This is a genomic window from Verrucomicrobiota bacterium JB022 (assembly GCA_030673845.1).
Lineage (GTDB): Bacteria > Verrucomicrobiota > Verrucomicrobiia > Opitutales > Oceanipulchritudinaceae > WOUP01.
On record JAUTCQ010000004.1, the window covers coordinates 44,397 to 59,952 of the forward strand.

The 15,556-nt window shown below is 61.2% G+C and carries 25 protein-coding genes; all 25 read right to left on the reverse strand.

The annotated features are described in order from the left end of the window. Positions 1-3: 3 nt before the first annotated feature. A complete protein-coding gene (rpsK, locus tag Q7P63_03205; protein MDP0499085.1) occupies positions 4-552 on the reverse strand; it encodes a 30S ribosomal protein S11 in 549 nt (182 codons plus the stop codon). Between the two features lie 34 nt (positions 553-586). Further along, positions 587-958, reverse strand: coding sequence for a 30S ribosomal protein S13 (gene rpsM / locus Q7P63_03210; GenBank protein ID MDP0499086.1), 372 nt, complete (start codon positions 956-958; stop codon positions 587-589). Positions 959-1,055: 97 nt separating this feature from the next. Continuing rightward, entirely contained in the window at positions 1,056-1,874 is an 819-nt protein-coding gene (map, locus tag Q7P63_03215; protein ID MDP0499087.1) for a type I methionyl aminopeptidase, read from the reverse strand. 66 nt (positions 1,875-1,940) lie between these two features. After that, entirely contained in the window at positions 1,941-3,467 is a 1,527-nt protein-coding gene (gene secY / locus Q7P63_03220) for a preprotein translocase subunit SecY (GenBank protein MDP0499088.1), read from the reverse strand. Positions 3,468-3,551: 84 nt separating this feature from the next. Further along, positions 3,552-4,031, reverse strand: coding sequence for a 50S ribosomal protein L15 (gene rplO / locus Q7P63_03225; protein ID MDP0499089.1), 480 nt, complete (start codon positions 4,029-4,031; stop codon positions 3,552-3,554). Between the two features lie 35 nt (positions 4,032-4,066). Next, the gene (rpsE, locus tag Q7P63_03230; GenBank protein ID MDP0499090.1) at positions 4,067-4,858 is read right to left on the reverse strand and encodes a 30S ribosomal protein S5; all 792 of its coding nucleotides are present in this window, start codon (positions 4,856-4,858) and stop codon (positions 4,067-4,069) included. Between the two features lie 13 nt (positions 4,859-4,871). Further along, entirely contained in the window at positions 4,872-5,237 is a 366-nt protein-coding gene (gene rplR, locus Q7P63_03235) for a 50S ribosomal protein L18 (protein MDP0499091.1), read from the reverse strand. Positions 5,238-5,284: 47 nt separating this feature from the next. Further along, a complete protein-coding gene (rplF, locus tag Q7P63_03240; protein ID MDP0499092.1) occupies positions 5,285-5,827 on the reverse strand; it encodes a 50S ribosomal protein L6 in 543 nt (180 codons plus the stop codon). A gap of 27 nt (positions 5,828-5,854) precedes the next feature. Next, positions 5,855-6,247 (reverse strand): 30S ribosomal protein S8, encoded by a 393-nt coding sequence (gene rpsH, locus Q7P63_03245; GenBank protein ID MDP0499093.1) that lies wholly within the window; start codon positions 6,245-6,247, stop codon positions 5,855-5,857. Between the two features lie 36 nt (positions 6,248-6,283). Beyond that, positions 6,284-6,589, reverse strand: coding sequence for a 30S ribosomal protein S14 (gene rpsN / locus Q7P63_03250; protein ID MDP0499094.1), 306 nt, complete (start codon positions 6,587-6,589; stop codon positions 6,284-6,286). Positions 6,590-6,603: 14 nt separating this feature from the next. Beyond that, positions 6,604-7,179 carry a 50S ribosomal protein L5 gene (rplE, locus tag Q7P63_03255; protein ID MDP0499095.1) on the reverse strand — a complete coding sequence of 192 codons (576 nt, stop codon included), beginning with the start codon at positions 7,177-7,179 and terminating at the stop codon, positions 6,604-6,606. 79 nt (positions 7,180-7,258) lie between these two features. Further along, on the reverse strand, positions 7,259-7,513 hold the full coding sequence (locus Q7P63_03260) for a 50S ribosomal protein L24 (GenBank protein ID MDP0499096.1): 255 nt from the start codon (positions 7,511-7,513) through the stop codon (positions 7,259-7,261). Between the two features lies 1 nt (position 7,514). After that, the gene (gene rplN, locus Q7P63_03265; protein ID MDP0499097.1) at positions 7,515-7,880 is read right to left on the reverse strand and encodes a 50S ribosomal protein L14; all 366 of its coding nucleotides are present in this window, start codon (positions 7,878-7,880) and stop codon (positions 7,515-7,517) included. A gap of 26 nt (positions 7,881-7,906) precedes the next feature. Continuing rightward, positions 7,907-8,182, reverse strand: a complete 276-nt coding sequence (gene rpsQ / locus Q7P63_03270; GenBank protein ID MDP0499098.1) for a 30S ribosomal protein S17 — start codon at positions 8,180-8,182, stop codon at positions 7,907-7,909. Between the two features lie 13 nt (positions 8,183-8,195). After that, positions 8,196-8,411, reverse strand: a complete 216-nt coding sequence (gene rpmC / locus Q7P63_03275; protein MDP0499099.1) for a 50S ribosomal protein L29 — start codon at positions 8,409-8,411, stop codon at positions 8,196-8,198. A gap of 20 nt (positions 8,412-8,431) precedes the next feature. Beyond that, entirely contained in the window at positions 8,432-8,848 is a 417-nt protein-coding gene (gene rplP, locus Q7P63_03280) for a 50S ribosomal protein L16 (GenBank protein MDP0499100.1), read from the reverse strand. A gap of 36 nt (positions 8,849-8,884) precedes the next feature. Then, entirely contained in the window at positions 8,885-9,526 is a 642-nt protein-coding gene (gene rpsC / locus Q7P63_03285) for a 30S ribosomal protein S3 (GenBank protein ID MDP0499101.1), read from the reverse strand. A 14-nt stretch (positions 9,527-9,540) separates the two neighbouring features. Then, on the reverse strand, positions 9,541-9,933 hold the full coding sequence (gene rplV, locus Q7P63_03290; GenBank protein ID MDP0499102.1) for a 50S ribosomal protein L22: 393 nt from the start codon (positions 9,931-9,933) through the stop codon (positions 9,541-9,543). A 20-nt stretch (positions 9,934-9,953) separates the two neighbouring features. Further along, positions 9,954-10,223, reverse strand: coding sequence for a 30S ribosomal protein S19 (gene rpsS, locus Q7P63_03295; GenBank protein ID MDP0499103.1), 270 nt, complete (start codon positions 10,221-10,223; stop codon positions 9,954-9,956). Between the two features lie 21 nt (positions 10,224-10,244). Continuing rightward, positions 10,245-11,093 carry a 50S ribosomal protein L2 gene (gene rplB, locus Q7P63_03300; GenBank protein MDP0499104.1) on the reverse strand — a complete coding sequence of 283 codons (849 nt, stop codon included), beginning with the start codon at positions 11,091-11,093 and terminating at the stop codon, positions 10,245-10,247. Positions 11,094-11,113: 20 nt separating this feature from the next. Continuing rightward, entirely contained in the window at positions 11,114-11,404 is a 291-nt protein-coding gene (rplW, locus tag Q7P63_03305) for a 50S ribosomal protein L23 (protein ID MDP0499105.1), read from the reverse strand. Continuing rightward, a complete protein-coding gene (gene rplD / locus Q7P63_03310) occupies positions 11,404-12,036 on the reverse strand; it encodes a 50S ribosomal protein L4 (GenBank protein MDP0499106.1) in 633 nt (210 codons plus the stop codon). Before rplD ends, rplW begins: the two co-directional genes overlap by 1 nt. Before the next feature lie 21 nt (positions 12,037-12,057). Further along, positions 12,058-12,696 (reverse strand): 50S ribosomal protein L3, encoded by a 639-nt coding sequence (gene rplC / locus Q7P63_03315; GenBank protein MDP0499107.1) that lies wholly within the window; start codon positions 12,694-12,696, stop codon positions 12,058-12,060. Positions 12,697-13,036: 340 nt separating this feature from the next. Continuing rightward, complete coding sequence (rpsJ, locus tag Q7P63_03320) at positions 13,037-13,345, reverse strand: 30S ribosomal protein S10 (protein ID MDP0499108.1); 309 nt, start codon at positions 13,343-13,345, stop codon at positions 13,037-13,039. 33 nt (positions 13,346-13,378) lie between these two features. Beyond that, entirely contained in the window at positions 13,379-15,550 is a 2,172-nt protein-coding gene (gene fusA / locus Q7P63_03325) for an elongation factor G (GenBank protein ID MDP0499109.1), read from the reverse strand. Positions 15,551-15,556: the final 6 nt, after the last annotated feature.

Here is a 15,556-nt window from a genome sequence, read left to right on the forward strand (position 1 = left end):
GGGTTAGACGCGGCGGCGCTTCTTGGGGCGGCAGCCGTTGTGCGGAACCGGGGTCACGTCGCGGATGGCCGAAACGTTCATACCCAGGCTCTGGATGGCGCGGATGGCGCTGTCGCGACCCATCCCTGGGCCCTTGACGCGCACTTCCACTTCCTTCATCCCGTGCGAGAGAGCCGTGCGGCCCGCATCCTGGGTCACCACCTGGGCGGCATAAGCCGTGCTCTTACGGCTGCCGCGGAAGTTCATCTTACCCGCGCTCGACCAGGAAATCACGTTCCCGTTGCGGTCGCAGAAAGTAACCTTCGTGTTATTGAACGTGGCGAGAATGTTGACGATGCCGCTGTTAACGTTCTTCGAGCCCTTGGCCTTGCGGACGGTCAGGTCGACATCGCTCTTCAACAGGTCGGCAGCCGTAGGCTGGCCCGACTTCTTCTCTTCCTTCTCAGCACCTTCGGCAGGGACTTGGCCCTCGGCCGGGGTGGCTGCGGCGGCGCGTTCCTTTTCCGCAGCGGGAGTCTTGGCGGATTGCTCCTTCTTTTGTTCTTCGCTCATATATAGCTATGAATAAATTGGCGTGTGGGCCGGTTTACTTCTTCTTGCCGCTGATCGTGCGGCGCTTGCCCTTGCGCGTGCGGGCATTGCTCTTGGTGCGTTGACCACGCACCGGCAGGCCCTTGCGGTGACGAACCCCACGGTAGCACTGGATCGCCTGAAGGCGCTTCAGGTTACCGGTGATCTCACGACGGAGGTCACCTTCGACGCGGATGCCCTTTTCCAGCACCAGCTCGGCAATCTTGTTCAGATCTTCCTCGCTGAGGGTGTGGGCGCGGGCGTCGGGGTCCAGACCGGCTTCTTCTACCAGCATTTCGGCCAGCGTCGGGCCAATGCCGTAGATGTAGCGCAGCGAATAGGGAATCTTCTTGTTGCCGGGAATGTCTACCCCAAGAATACGTGGCATGACTGATTGGGTCTGGGTGAAAATGGAAAACTAAACCACTCGTCGTCGGGGGACGAAGAGGGAAAATCGTGAATAGAGAGGAGTATCAGAAAGAAAGTCAACCCTTATCTACGAATTCCTTTTCGTACTGCCGGACGACTTTGCCGGCCCACGAATCGGGTAGTGTGAGGATTTCTGGTTCACCGTTGGTTACGAGCACCGTGTGCTCAAAGTGAGCGGCAAGGGAGCCGTCCTTGGTCCGTGCAGTCCAGCCATCGCTGTCCATCTTTACAGCCGAGCGACCGGCGGTGATCATGGGCTCGATCGCGAGCGTCATGCCCGGGCGCAGGTAGTCGCCCCGGTTGCGCGAACCGAAATTCGGAATCTGCGGCTCTTCGTGCATGCTGCGCCCCACGCCGTGGCCGACGAACTCGCGCACGATGCCGTAGCGCATGCGGCGCACATACTTTTCCACCGCATTGGAAATGTAGCCCACACGGTGACCGCTGCGCGCTTCCTCGATCCCGAGGTAAAGGGACTGCTCCGTCACCTCCAACAGGCGGTAAGCCTCGTCGCTGATCTGCCCCACCCCGACGGTCCGGCAATTGTCGCCGATCCAGCCGTTGTGGACGAGCGATACGTCGACCGAGATGACATCGCCCTCCTCCAGCACGCGGCTCAACTTGCCGATACCGTGCACGATCTCGTCGTTGACCGAAAGGCAGGTGTAAGAAGGGAAGCGGTGGTTGCCGTGCCCGTAATTATAGCAGGCGCTCACCGCGCCGGCCGCTTCGATCAGCCGACGGCCCTCCTGGTCGAGGTCGTAGGTATTCACTCCCGGCTCCGCCAACTGGCACAACCGGTCCAGCACGTTCGCGGCGATCTTGCACGCCACGCGCATCTGCTCGATTTGTTCTGCGGTTTTTACCGGGATCATGATAACGACGACGCCCCGGCCGGTAAGGACGGGGCGGAGAAACGCTCCATTAAAAAAGTGACAGCCTTAGAAAAGATACAGCATCAAGCCGTGGGCCAGCAGGCCGGAGCCGAGCAGCGCCAACAACCAGATCCAGATCCGGCTGGTATTGGCAAAGGTGGCGACGTCCATGGCGGCGGCGGCAGTGCGGCTTTGGCTACGCCCCTTGATCCGGCCCTTCTTCAGGAAGCCGTCATAGTGGCGTTGCAGCAGGTAGGTCTCCACCTGGCGGAGGAAGTCGAGCAACACACCCACGATGATCAGCAGGCCCGTGCCGCCAAAAAACTGTGCAGCGGTGTAGGGAATCCCGAGGGAGTGGCTGACGAAATTGGGGAAGAGTGCGATGGCGACGAGGAACACGGCACCGGCCAGCGTCAGGCGCGTCATCACAAAGTCCAGATACTTGGCAGTATTGTCGCCCGGACGCACGCCGGGGATATAGCCACCGTAGCGCTTCAGGTCGTCCGCGATCTGGACGGGCTTGAACATCATCGACACCCAGAGGAAGCTGAACGCGAAGATCGTGACGCCGAAGATGATGTAATAACCGATGTGCTCCGGGTTGAACCAGCTGCCGATCATGCTCAGCCCCTCGCCCAGCCACTCGACGTGGGGGTAGAGGAATGCGCCCGAGCGGTCGAAGATGTTGAGGCCAAACATCACGATCGCCGAAGCAAAGATGATCGGCATCACGCCCGAGTAGTTGATCTTGAGCGGCAGATAGCTGCTCTGGCCGCCGAACACCTTCTTGCCCACCTGGCGGCGCGCATACTGGATGGGAATGCGGCGCAGGGCTTGAGTGATGGCCACCACCCCGACCGTCACCCCGATGAGCAGAGCGAGCATCGCCACCGCGTGGAAGAGGCCGAGCGTGGCCTGCTGGCCGACGGGAGCGGTGAAGAGCTGGGCCGTCTGCGTGATCGCACCCGGCAAGTCGGAAAGAATACCGACGGTGATCAGCAACGAAACGCCGTTGCCGATGCCCCGCTGGGTAATCTGCTCACCGATCCACATCAGGAGCATCACCCCAGCAGTCAGGAAAATGGTAGACGTGACCACGAAGGCCCAAGTGGGCTCCATGATCACGATGGGCCCGTAGGTACCCACGTCGTAATTCGAGAACAGTGCGTTGGGCCGCAGGAGCGTGCCCACCAGCATCAGGCCCTGGACCAAGCAAATGATCAGGGTGGCGTAGCGGGTGTACTGCGTCAGCTTCTGCTTCCCCGTCTCCCCTTCTTGCTGGAGGCGAGCCAGGGAGGGCCACACCGCCGCGAGCAACTGGAAGATGATCGAGGCGCTGATGTACGGCATGATGCCGAGGGCAAAGATCGCGCCTTTCAGCAACGCACCCCCGGTAAACATGTTGTAGAGCCCGACGAGAGAAGAGCCGCCCGAACGGGCCTGATCCGCAAAGAAATCCTGCAGCGGAGTCGGGTCCACCCCGGGCAACGGGATGTTGGCCCCCACCCGCGCAATGAAGAGCAGGAAGAGGGTTACGTAAATCTTCTCCCGGAGTTCGGGGATTTTGAAGCTATTGACGAAGGCCGATAACATGGGTCTCTGGCACGACAGGATATTCGGGCGGCGCTAGCAAGGGTGAAAAAGCCTCACCCTTGCCAACAGACAAAAAGGCGGAAGTTACTCCGCCGAATTGTCGCTCTCGGCTTCGACCGTTTCCGGCGAGGTCAGCTCGATCTTGCCGCCGGCCTGTTCGATCTTGGCGCGAGCGGAAGCCGACAGCTTGTCGGCCTTGACCGTCAGCGCACGGGAGAGATCGCCATCGCCGAGGATCTTGATCAGGCCCGCGCTGCGGCGGATGAGGCCGGCCTTGACGAGGGACTCGCGGTCCACCACGTCGCCTTGCACGAGTTCGAGCTCGGAGACGTTGACCACGTCGTAGCGGGTCGTGAAGCGGAAGTTGGAGAAACCGCGCTTGGGCAGCTTACGGTAGAGGGGCACGTGACCGGATTCGAAACCGGGGCGCATGCCGCCGCCAGAGCGGGCCAATTGACCCTTCTGGCCCTTACCGGCCGTCTTACCGTTACCGCTACCTTCACCACGGCCGACGCGCTTGCGCTTACGGAAGCCGCCGCTCTTGGGCAAATTATGCAGTCGCATGACTTATGAAATGGGTTCGGAGGTTGGAGCCGAAGTTACTCGGCCTTGAGCAGTTCACGGATGGCTTCCGGCGTGCGCATCTGCTTGAGCGCGTCGAGCGTGGCGTGAACCATCGCTGCCGGGTTGTTGGAGCCGAGGCTCTTCGTCAGCACGTCCTTCACGCCAGCGGCTTCGAGGACGGCGCGCACCCCACCACCAGCGATAACACCGGTACCGGCAACGGCCGGCTTGAGGAGCACCTTGCCGCCATCGTGTTCGCCGAGGGCCTGGTGCGGGATCGTGTTGTTCTTCAAGGCTACCGGGCGCATGTTTTTCTTGGCGCGCTCAGTCCCCTTGCGAATGCACTCGGGCACTTCCTTGGCCTTGCCGTAACCGATGCCGACATTGCCTTCCTGGTCGCCCACCACCACAAGGGCGGAGAAGCTGAAACGGCGACCACCGGCCACGACCTTGGCGCAACGGTTGATGTGCACGACCTTCTCGAAGATCGCTTCTTCTTCCTGTTGCTGCTGCTGGGGTTGACCACGGTCGCCACGTCCACGACCACCGGGGCCACGGCCGCCAGGGCCACGACCACCACCGGGGCCACCACGGCCACCACCGGGACCGCCGCGGCCACGGCCACCGCCGAAGCCACCGCGACCACCACGGCCACCTTGGTTAGGTTCTTCCAATGGGCGGTCCACCTTGCCCACCACAGCGCTGGTGCGCTCGCGGGCGGGGCGTTGTGCCACGATGTCGCCCTCCGGGGCCTGGGGAGCCTTCGGCGCCTGGGGCGCGCGAATCGGCGAAGCGGGTTGCTGCTCTTGATTGCTTTCGTCGCTCATGTCGAGGGGAGGGCTAGAATTGGATGCCGGTGGCGCGCACGGCGTCGGCAAATTCCTTCACGCGGCCATGGTAGGGACGGCCGTGACGGTCGAAAACGACCGTGGTGAGGTTGGCGTTCTTGAGGGCCTCGCCGAAGCGGGTACCTAGCGCGCGGGCGCTTTCGATATTGGAGGCCAACTTCTCATCTACGAGGCCCTTGGACATGGTCGAGAGGCCTGCCAGCGTCTTGCCGGAAACATCGTCGATCGCCTGGGCGTAGATGTGCTTGTTGGTGAAGCTCACGCAAAGACGAGGGCGCTCAGCGGTGCCCTGGATCTTCTTGCGGATACGCCAGACACGCTTCTGGCGGAGCATCTTTTTACGTTCTAAAGAATTCATGGTGCGATTACGCTCGGTGTGAGGGGGTTACGCGACGCGGGCGGTCATTAACCAGCCTTCTTGCCTTCCTTGCGGATGACATAGTCGCCGTCGATGGTCACGCCCTTGCCCTTATAAGGCTCAACCGGGTAGTAACGCTTCACTTGGGCGGCGAATTCGCCGACCATCTGCTTGTCGATACCCTGGACCTTGACCTTGGTATTTTCGGCCACCGTTACGGTCAGGCCGTCGGCGATCGGGTGCTTGATGTCGTGGCTATAGCCGAGGTTCAGCTCGAGGACCTTGCCCTTCACGGCGGCCTTGAAGCCGACGCCCGTGATGGTGAGGTTCTTCTCGTAACCGTTGACGACGCCATGGACCATGCCGTTGATCACGCTGCGCACGGTGCCATGCATCGCGCGGCTGAACGTGTTACGACGGTTGATGGGGTCGACGACGATCTGGTTGTCTTCCAGTTTGATCGTCACGGCCTTCGTGTCGAAAGACTTCTCGAGCTTGCCCTTCGGGCCCTCGATCTTGACCGTGCCATTGTTCACTTCGGCCTTCACCTTGGCGGGAAGGACGACGGGGAGTTTGCCAATACGGCTCATGGATACAGTTCTCCGGTCGTTTGAGGGTTACCAGACGGAGCAGATCATCTCCCCACCAATGTTCTGGCGGCGGGCGTCGCGATCCTTCAGCACGCCCTTGGACGTGGTGAGGATACCGAGGCCGAGGCCACCCAGAGTGCGGGGGATGTCGCGGGATTGGAAATACATGCGGCGGCCCGGGGTGCTGACGCGGCGGATGCCGGTAAGCGCGGGCTGGTCGTCCACATACTTGAGGGTCAGCACGAGGGTCTTGTGCCCGTACTGGTCGGCGCCTTCGGAGAAGTCACGGATGTAGCCTTCGTCGCGCAGGATCTGGGCGATGGCAACGTGAATCTTCGAGTAACGGCCGGTGCAGGTATCCTTGCCGGCGCGGTAGGCGTTACGAATGATGGTAATAAAGTCGCTGATGGTGTCGGACATGGCTCTAGCGGTCGATGGTTGCGGCCAGCTGGTGGTTTACCAGGACGACTTGGTCACGCCCGGGATCTTGCCCTGCGAGGCGAGCTCGCGGAAGGTGATCCGGCTGACGCCGTACTTGCGGATATAGGCGCGGGGGCGCCCGGTGATGCTGCAGCGATTGCGGATGCGAATCTTGCTGGAGTTGCGGGGCAACTTGGCCAGCTTGCGCTGCGCACTGTAGAAGTCCTCATCCGTGGATTCCGGATCGGCCATGACGCGCTTCAGCTCGGCCCGCTTGGCGGCAAACTTCTCGACGAGGCGGATGCGCTTCTTGTTACGTTCGATCATTCCCTTCTTGGCCATAGTATCGTGCTGGTTTAGGCGTTGGCGGCGGCGGGTTCTTGCGCGTTGTTGCGCTTGCGGAAGGGCATGCCGAGCTTGCGGAGCAGCTCACGCCCTTGTTCGTCGTTGGAGGCGGTCGTCACGATACAGATATCGAGGCCCATCTGGCGCTTGGCGCCGTCTTGCGGGATTTCCGGGAAGATCGTGATGTCGCTGATCCCCAGGGTGAAGTTACCCGAACCGTCCAGCTTGTCGTTCACGCCGCGGAAGTCGCGGATCGAAGGCAGACAGATGGCGATGGTCTTGTAGAGGAAGTGCCACATCGCGGCACCGCGCAGGGTCACCTTGGCCCCGATGGGCATGCCCTCGCGCAGCTTGAAATTGGAGATGCTCTTGCGGGCCTTGGTGATGATCGCCTTCTGGCCGGCAATGGAGCTAAGGTCGCGCACGCTTTCCTCGATCTGGCCCTTGTCCAGCGTCGCATTGAAGCCGGAGTTGAGCACGATCTTTTCGAGACGAGGAATCAGGTGCACGTTCGCCAGGCCGAGTTCCTTTTGCAACTCGGCGGCGACGACCTTCTCGTAATGTTCCTGGAGAAATGGTTTTGGCATCTTGCTTTGGTTTCGCGGTTTCCTGGGGCCGATACCGACCGTGCCCCTGTGGACCTCTGAAACAGTTGAATGTGTAAATTTATTTCTTGGCGGCAACCTTGCCGTCGTAACGGCTGGCCAGCATCACGTTCGAAATGTGGATCGGGGCTTCGCGCTCGATGATGCCGCCGGGCTCGCTCTCGGAGCGGGGCTTCTCGTGGTGCTTGCGCTTGTTCACGCCTTCGAGCAACACGCGGTTCTTCTTGACGAGAACCTGCATCACCTTGGCGCGGGTACCGCGGGCATTGCCGGCGATGACGACGACTTCGTCGCCTGCTTTGATTTCGGTGCTCATGTTAAAGGACCTCCGGGGCGAGGGAGATGATCTTCATGTAGCGCTTTTGGCGCAGCTCGCGAGCGATCGGGCCATAGACACGATTGCCACGGGGCGCACCATCCGCGTTGATGAGGACGACGGCGTTGTTGTCGAAGCGCAGGTAGCTGCCATCCGCGCGGCGGATCGGGTAGCGGGTGCGCACGATCACGGCGCGGTGCACGGCGCCCTTCTTCACGGCAGCGTCGGGAGAAGAATCGCGAATGTGCACGATCACTTCGTCGCCAACGGCGGCAGTGCGGGTGGGCTGGCCGAGGCGGCGGATCATTTTGGCCTTCTTGGCGCCGGTATTATCGGCGACATCGACCATGCTTTCCATCTGAATCATGGGAGTATCTCCTTTTCAGATAAAGGTTAACCGATCACAGGGGCCTTTTCGACCACCTCGACAACGCGGAAGCGCTTGAGCTTGCTCAGCGGGCGCGTTTCCATGATCAGGACGCGGTCGCCCACGCCAGCTTCATTCTTCTCGTCGTGCACGTGCACCACGGTCTTCCGCTTCACTTCCTTCTGATAGAGGGGGTGGCGGACTTTGTAATCGTACGTCACCTTAATGCTCTTGTCTCCGGAGCGGGAAGTGACTTGGCCGAAAATCGTCTTACGGCTATTGCGTTGGGCCGACTCGCTCATGTAGCTAAATTAGTTAAGCCTGGGCGGGGGTCGCCTGGCGGTTCTTTTCGTTGATGACCGTGAGGAGTCGCGCGATGTCGCGGCGGTGCTCCTTGAGGAGGTGGGATTTCTCCAGTTGGCCGGTCAGCTTGTCGAGGCGGGCCTTCAGGAGTTTCTCCTGGAGGTCGCGCAGCTGCTTTTCAAGCTCGGCCACGGAATGTTCGCGAAGGGTTTTCGTTTCAAGCGCCATGGTTGGACAATGGGTTGAGGTTATTGACCGTCCTTGGTGATGAAGCGACAGCGCATCGGCAGCTTGCCGTCCGCCAGGCGGAAGGCTTCGCGAGCGAGCGTGGCGCTGACCCCGGAGAGTTCGAAGAGGATGAAACCGGGGCGGATATTGGCGGCCCAGTATTCGACCCCACCCTTACCTTTACCCTGACGGGTTTCGGCAGGCTTCTTGGTCACCGGCTGGTGCGGGAAGACGCGGATCCAGACTTTACCCTTACGAGAAAGGTAGCGGTTGATCGCGACACGAGCGGCTTCGATCTGCTGAGCGGAAAGAAGGCCACGGTCGAGCGTCTGAATGCCAAATTCACCGAAGGCCAAGGTGTCACCACCCTTGGCGTTGCCGCGATTGCGACCCCGCTGAGCCTTCCGGTACTTCGTGCGTTTGGGCATTAAAGGCATGGCGCGAAGAAAGTTAGATCGTTAAAAATTACGGGTTTAGAGGCTCAGCGGCTTCTCGCCGTCGGGCAGGCAGAGCCAGCACTTGACGCCGATAATGCCGTAAACGGTACGGGCTTCAGCGAAGCCGTAGTCGATATTGGCGCGGAGGGTGTGCAGGGGCACACGGCCGGAGCGGGTGGTCTCCGTGCGAGCGATGTCAGAACCGCCGAGGCGGCCAGACACTTGCAAACGGATACCGTCGGCGCCGAGGCTCATCGTGCTTTGCACGGCCTTCTTCATCGCGCGGCGGAAGGAGATGCGGCGCTCGAGCTGCAAGGCCACCGATTCGGCGACGAGCTGGGCCACGAGGTCGGGCTTCTTCACTTCCTGGATGTCGAGGATGAGGTCGCGGCCCACCATCTTGGCGAGTTGCTCCTTCACCTTCTCAAGCTCTTGGCCCTTACGGCCAATCACCATACCCGGGCGGGCGGTGTAGACCTTGACGCGCACGCGCTGGCCGGCCCGCTCGATGAAGATGCGGGGGACTGCGGCGTAGCGGAACTTCTCTTCGAGGAACTTCCGGATACGGTAGTCTTCGTTGAGGTTGGCGCCGAAGTCTTGCTTGCGCGCAAACCAGCGGGATTGCCAGTCGCGGCGGACGGCGAGACGAAAACCGATTGGATTAACTTTTTGTCCCATGGTGCGTGCGGGGCTTAGTGGGCGTGAGCGTGGTTGTGGTCGTGATCATGATCGTGGTGGTGATCATGGGCGGGGACCTGCTCGGCCAGAACGATGGTCAGGTGGCTGGTCGGCTTGCGGATGGGCTTGGCCGAACCACGAGCGCCGGGGCGAAAGCGACGGAACACGGGGCCTTGGTCAGCCTTGGCCGTGCGCACCACGAGGTGGTCGGAATTCAGGTTGAAGTTGTTCTCGGCGTTGGCGATCGCGCTCTTGAGGACGGCCTCGTAGAGCTTAGCGGCCTTGCGCGGGATGAACTTCAACAGGTCCATCGCCTCCTGGGCAGGTCGGCCCTGGATCACGCGGGCCACGTCTCGAGCCTTCTTGGGCGAGATGCGCGCGCTTTGGGTGGATGCTTTAACTTCCATGACTTGCGGGGAGGCGGAAATTACTTCTTGGAGCTGGGTTGGTGACCCTTGAAGGTCCGCGTGGGCGAGAATTCGCCCAACTTGTGGCCAACCATGTTTTCAGTGATGTGCACCGGGACGAAGCCCTTGCCGTTATGCACATCCAAGTTCAGACCGACGAACTCCGGGGTGATCGTGGAACGACGCGACCAGGTCTTGAGCGGACGCTTGTCGTCCTTTTCCTGCGCGGCGAGCACCTTGTCCCAGAGGCCGGGGTCAACGAAGAAACCTTTTTTCAGTGAGCGTGCCATTTCTGGTAACGGAGAACGGGGTTACTTTTGGCGAACCTTGCGACCGTTGCGGCGCACAAGGATATACTTGTTGGAAGTCTTGCTGCGCTTGCGCGTCGGGAAGCCCTTCGAGAGCTGGCCCCAGGGGCTGACCGGGTGGCCACCGCCGGAGGTCTTGCCCTGACCACCACCCATCGGGTGGTCGATCGGGTTCATCGCCACACCACGCACGCGGGGGCGCTTGCCCTTCCAGCGGTTGCGGCCGGCCTTGCCCAGCTTCTCGTTGCCGTGGGTGCTGTTACCCACTTCACCGATCGTGGCGCGGCACTCGGCGTTGACCATGCGGACTTCGCCCGAAGGCATGCGTAGGGTGGCCATGCCCTTCTCGATCGAGACGAGCGTGGCGGCGGCGCCAGCGGAGCGCACGAGGATCGCCTTGGTGCGCGGCTCCAGCTCGATGGCGTGGACGCGGCTGGCCGGGGGGATCACTGCGAGCGGCATGCTGTTGCCGACATCGAAAGCGGCAACCTTGCTGGCATTGACGATCTTGGCACCGATCTGCAGGCCATTGGGGGCCAGGATGTAACGCAGCTCGCCATCTTCGTATTTCACGAGGGCGATGTGGGCGCTACGATTCGGGTCATACTCCAGGCGTTGCACTTCGGCCACTTGGTCGAGGCGCTCGCGCTTGAAGTCGATCTTGCGGTAAAGCTGCTTGTGGCCACCACCGCGGCGGCGGCTCGTCAGGCGGCCATAGACGTTACGGCCGCCGCTCTTGTTCTTGCGCTCCGTGAGGCTACGGACCGGGCGCTCCTTGGAAAGCTGGGGAGCGGTGTTCGCGACGCGAAAGCGCTGCGAGGGGGTCAAAGGACGTTTGGTTACGATGGGCATGGTTACTCGCTCCTTTTCGTTTAGACGAGTTCGATGGTTTGCCCGGCTTCGACGCGCACGATCGCCTTCTTGTAGGGCGAGCGGCGCTCAATGACGCCCCGGCGCATCCGGTTCATCTTGAACTTGGGCTTCACGTTAACGGTCTGCACCGCCACGACCTTCACTTCGAATTGCTTTTCGATGGCCTGCTTGATGGCGTCCGCATTGGCGCCACGAGCGACCTTGAAGGTGTATTGGTTCGCGTTGCTTTGCTTCTCCGTGGCCTTTTCGGTCAGGAGCGGCTCGATAATGATATTAGCGGCGTGGGTCATTACGCATTCCCTCCGGTCACTCGGCTGAGGAGCTTTTCGATGCCCTTTTCGCTAACGACGACGGCGTCGTAGTCGCAAAGATCGAGGGCGTTGACATCGGCCGCTTCGTTCACGTCCACACGGGCGAGGTTGCGGGCGGCGAGGATAGTTTGGTCGGCCCAGGAATCATCGAGCACCAGCACGCGGCCGGCGGGGGCGATGTTCTTGAGGATCGAGTTGAAGACGCGGGTCTTGCGCTCGGCAACTTCCCACTTCTCGATCACCGCCACTTCACCATCGCGGGCGCGCTCGAAGAGAGCACGGGCCAGCGCGAGGCGCTTCATCTTGCGGTTGACCTTCTGGCTCCAGTCGCGGGGCTGGGGGCCGTGGGCGACAGCGCCGTGGTAGTGCTGCGGGCGGACCATCGAGCCTTGACGAGCGCGGCCGGTGCCCTTTTGGCGGAACGGCTTTTTGCCCGTGCCGTGCACGGTGCTCATCGTCTTGGTCGAAGACGTGCCCTGGCGGCGGTTGGCCTGAAGGGCGAGGATGACCTGTTTCAGCGCCTGCACGCCCTTTTCCCCATCATACGCGGGGATGGCATACTCCTTCTCGGAGGAGGAAGCGCCGTCAGCGGTATAAAACTTGAGTTTCATCGGTAGTTATCTCCAGTCAGGCTAGGCGGACTTGCGTTGCTTGATGGCGCGGCGGACGATGACGGTAGAACCGTTGGCGCCGGGGACGCTGCCCTTGACGAGAATCAGGTTCTTGTCGGCGAGCACCTTGACGACCTTGAGGTTTTGCACGGTGCGCTGATCGGAGCCGTAGTGACCAGGCATCTTTTTGCCCTTGGCGATCTCGCCCGGGAACTGGCGCATACCATAGGAACCACCGCGACGGTGGAACATGGAACCGTGAGAGGCAGGGCCGCCCGCGAAGTTCCAGCGCTTCATCACACCGGCGAAGCCCCGACCCTTGGTGGTCGAGATCACGTCGATCTTCTCCACGCCGTCGAAGATCTCGACGGTGAGGTTTTGGCCAAGCTCGGCTTGAGCGGCGTCTTCCAGGCGGATTTCCCGCAGGATGCGCTGCTGCTCCACGCCAGCCTTGGCGAAGTGACCCTTCATGCCCTGGGAGGTATTCTTCTCCTTCTTGGCACCGAAGCCGATCTGAACAGCGTGGTAGCCGTCCTTTTCAGGCGTCTTGATCTGCACGATCGGGCAAGGCCCAGCCTCAATGACGGTCACCGGCACAAGCTGGTTGTCGTCCGTGTAGACCTGGGTCATCCCGATCTTTTTACCGATTAGTTGATTCATGATCTAAGCGGCAGGGGTCTGCGGAGCAGACGTTGAAAACCCTGCATTAGAGGTTAAAAAAAGAAAATAGAACTCATTTGCCGGTAGCTAACCGGCGGTTACCTGTAGTTTTGCACTCATCTGCCGCAAAGAGGTCCGCGGTGAACACCGTCGGCTTTCCGATCAGCTGATAAGCACGAAAGGGAGGACACTGCAGGTACCAACGATACGTGTCAACGCCAGATTCCGTAAAATATGCGGCAGTGGCACAGTTTCTGTACTGCCCCACCCCGTGGCGACAAAAAAGCCCCGGCACACGGCCGGGGCGAAAGGAAAGAGACCTCGTAGCGGGGTCCGAAACCTAGACGTTGATCGAGATATCGACGCCTGCCGGAAGGTTGAGCTTCTTCAGCTCGTCCACCGTTTGGGCGGTCGGCTCGACGATGTCGATCAGGCGCTTGTGGGTGCGCTGCTCAAACTGTTCGGCCGACTTCTTGTCACCGTGCACCGAGCGATTGAACGAGCGCTTCTCGATGTAGGTCGGCAGCGGCACCGGGCCGGCAACACGAGCGCCGGAGCGCTTGGCCGTGTCGACGATGTCGGAGGCGCTTTGGTCGATGATACGGTAGTCGTAGCCTTGCAGCTTGATGCGAATGCGGGGACCAGCCATGGGAGGTATTCTCTGCTAAAAGTTGGATTGAAATTAGGTACGGGCCGGGGCTCGGGAGGAGGTCTTGACGATCTCCGCCACCAGGTTGTTCGGCACGGGTTCGTAGTGGCTGAACTCCATCGCGTAGCTGGCACGGCCCTTGGAGAGCGAGCGCACGTCGGTGGAATAGCCAAACATCTTTTCGAGAGGGACGAAGGCATTGACCTTGGCGATGCCGTTCTTGGAGGTCATGCCTTGGATGATACCCCGGCGGCGATTGAGGTCGCCCACAATGTCACCTTGGTATTCGTCCGGCACTTCGACTTCGACCTTCATGACCGGCTCGAGCAGCTGGGCTTGCGCCTTCTGCATCGCATCGCGGAACGCGAAGATACCAGCCATGCGGAACGCCATTTCGTTGGAGTCGACTTCGTGGAAAGAACCGAACACGAGGCGCACCTTGCAGTCGATCACCGGGAAACCCGCGACCGTGCCGTTGTTCATGGCTTCCTTGATGCCTTCTTCCGTCGGGCGGATGTATTCCTTCGGGATCACGCCGCCCACGATTTCGTTGGAGAACTCGTAGCCCTTGCCCTTTTCGTTGGGCTCGAGCTTGATCTCGGCGTGGCCGTATTGACCGCGACCACCGGACTGGCGGACGAACTTGCCCACGCCATCGGCGGCGGCCTGAATCGACTCGCGGTAGGAGATTTGCGGCTTACCCACGGCGGCATCCACCTTGAACTCGCGCAGGAGGCGGTCCTTGATGATGTCGAGGTGAAGCTCGCCCATACCGGCGATAATGGTCTGACCGGTTTCCTCGTTGGTCATCACGCGGAAGGTCGGGTCTTCGTCTGCCAGGCTTTGCAGGGCCAGCGAGAGCTTTTCCTGGTCAGCCTTGGAGGCGGGCTCCACCGACATGTTGATGACGGGCTCGGGGAAGGTCGGCGGCTCGAGGGTCAGCTCAACGCCCTTGTCGCACAGCGTGTCGCCAGTGCGGACTTCCTTGGCGCCGATGATCGCAACGATGTCGCCAGAGTAGGCCACATCCACGTCTTCGCGGCGGTCGGCGTGCAGCACCATGAGGCGCGACACACGCTCGGTCTTGCCGGTGCGCTGGTTGATGAGGGCCGTGCCCTTGCGGAGCGTGCCTTGGTAAATGCGGAAGAAGACGAGTCGGCCGGTGAAGGGGTCGGTCCAGAGCTTGAACGCGAGGCCAGCCATCGGGGCGCTGTCGTTGGGGGAGACTTCGATGATCTCCTCTTCGTTGTCGACGTGGTGCGCCTTTTGCGGCGGGATGTCGAGCGGGCTGGGCAGGTAGTCCACCACCGCGTCGAGCACGCGCTGCACGCCCTTGTTCTTGAAGGCGGAGCCAGGGATCACACCGACGAACTCGAGCGAGAGCGTGGCGCGGCGGATGCCTTCGCGCAGCTCTTCACTGGAGATTTCTTCGTCGTTGAGGAACTTCTCCATCAGCTCTTCGTTGTGCGAAGAGACTTCTTCGAGCAAAGTGGCGCGGTATTCTTCGGCCTGCTCGCGGTATTCCTCGGGGATCTCGTCGATGAAGAGCTTGGCACCCCACTTGTCGGTCTCATCGTACGTGATGGCCTTCATTTCCACCAGGTCGATCAGGCCCTTGAGGTTTTCCTCGGCGCCGATCGGCAGGTAGAGCGGGTGGGCGTTGGCGCGCAGCTTTTCGCGCATCGAGTCGATGCAGCCAAAGAAGTCGGCACCCGTGCGGTCCATCTTGTTGACGAACGCAATGCGGGGCACGTGGTACTTGTTCATCTGGCGCCAGACCGTTTCGGACTGGGGCTGAACGTGACCGACCGCGCAGAACACGGCGACCGCGCCGTCGAGCACCTTCAACGAGCGCTCCACCTCGGCCGTGAAGTCCACGTGGCCGGGGGTGTCGATGATGTTGATGCGGTGCTTGATGCCTTCGCGCGGGCCTTGCTTCGTCGTCCACTCGGAGGAAACAGCAGCGGCGGTGATGGTGATACCGCGTTCGCGCTCTTGCTCCATCCAGTCGGTGGTGGCGGCACCTTCGTGCACTTCACCGATCTTGTGGATCTTGCCGGAGTAATAAAGGATACGCTCGGTCGTGGTCGTCTTACCGGCGTCGATGTGGGCAGCGATACCGAAGTTACGCTGAAACTCGAGCGGGTATTGGCGCTCCTTCGCGTTGGCGGGCGAAAGTTTGGTCGGGTCGATGGTCGCAGACATGGTTTC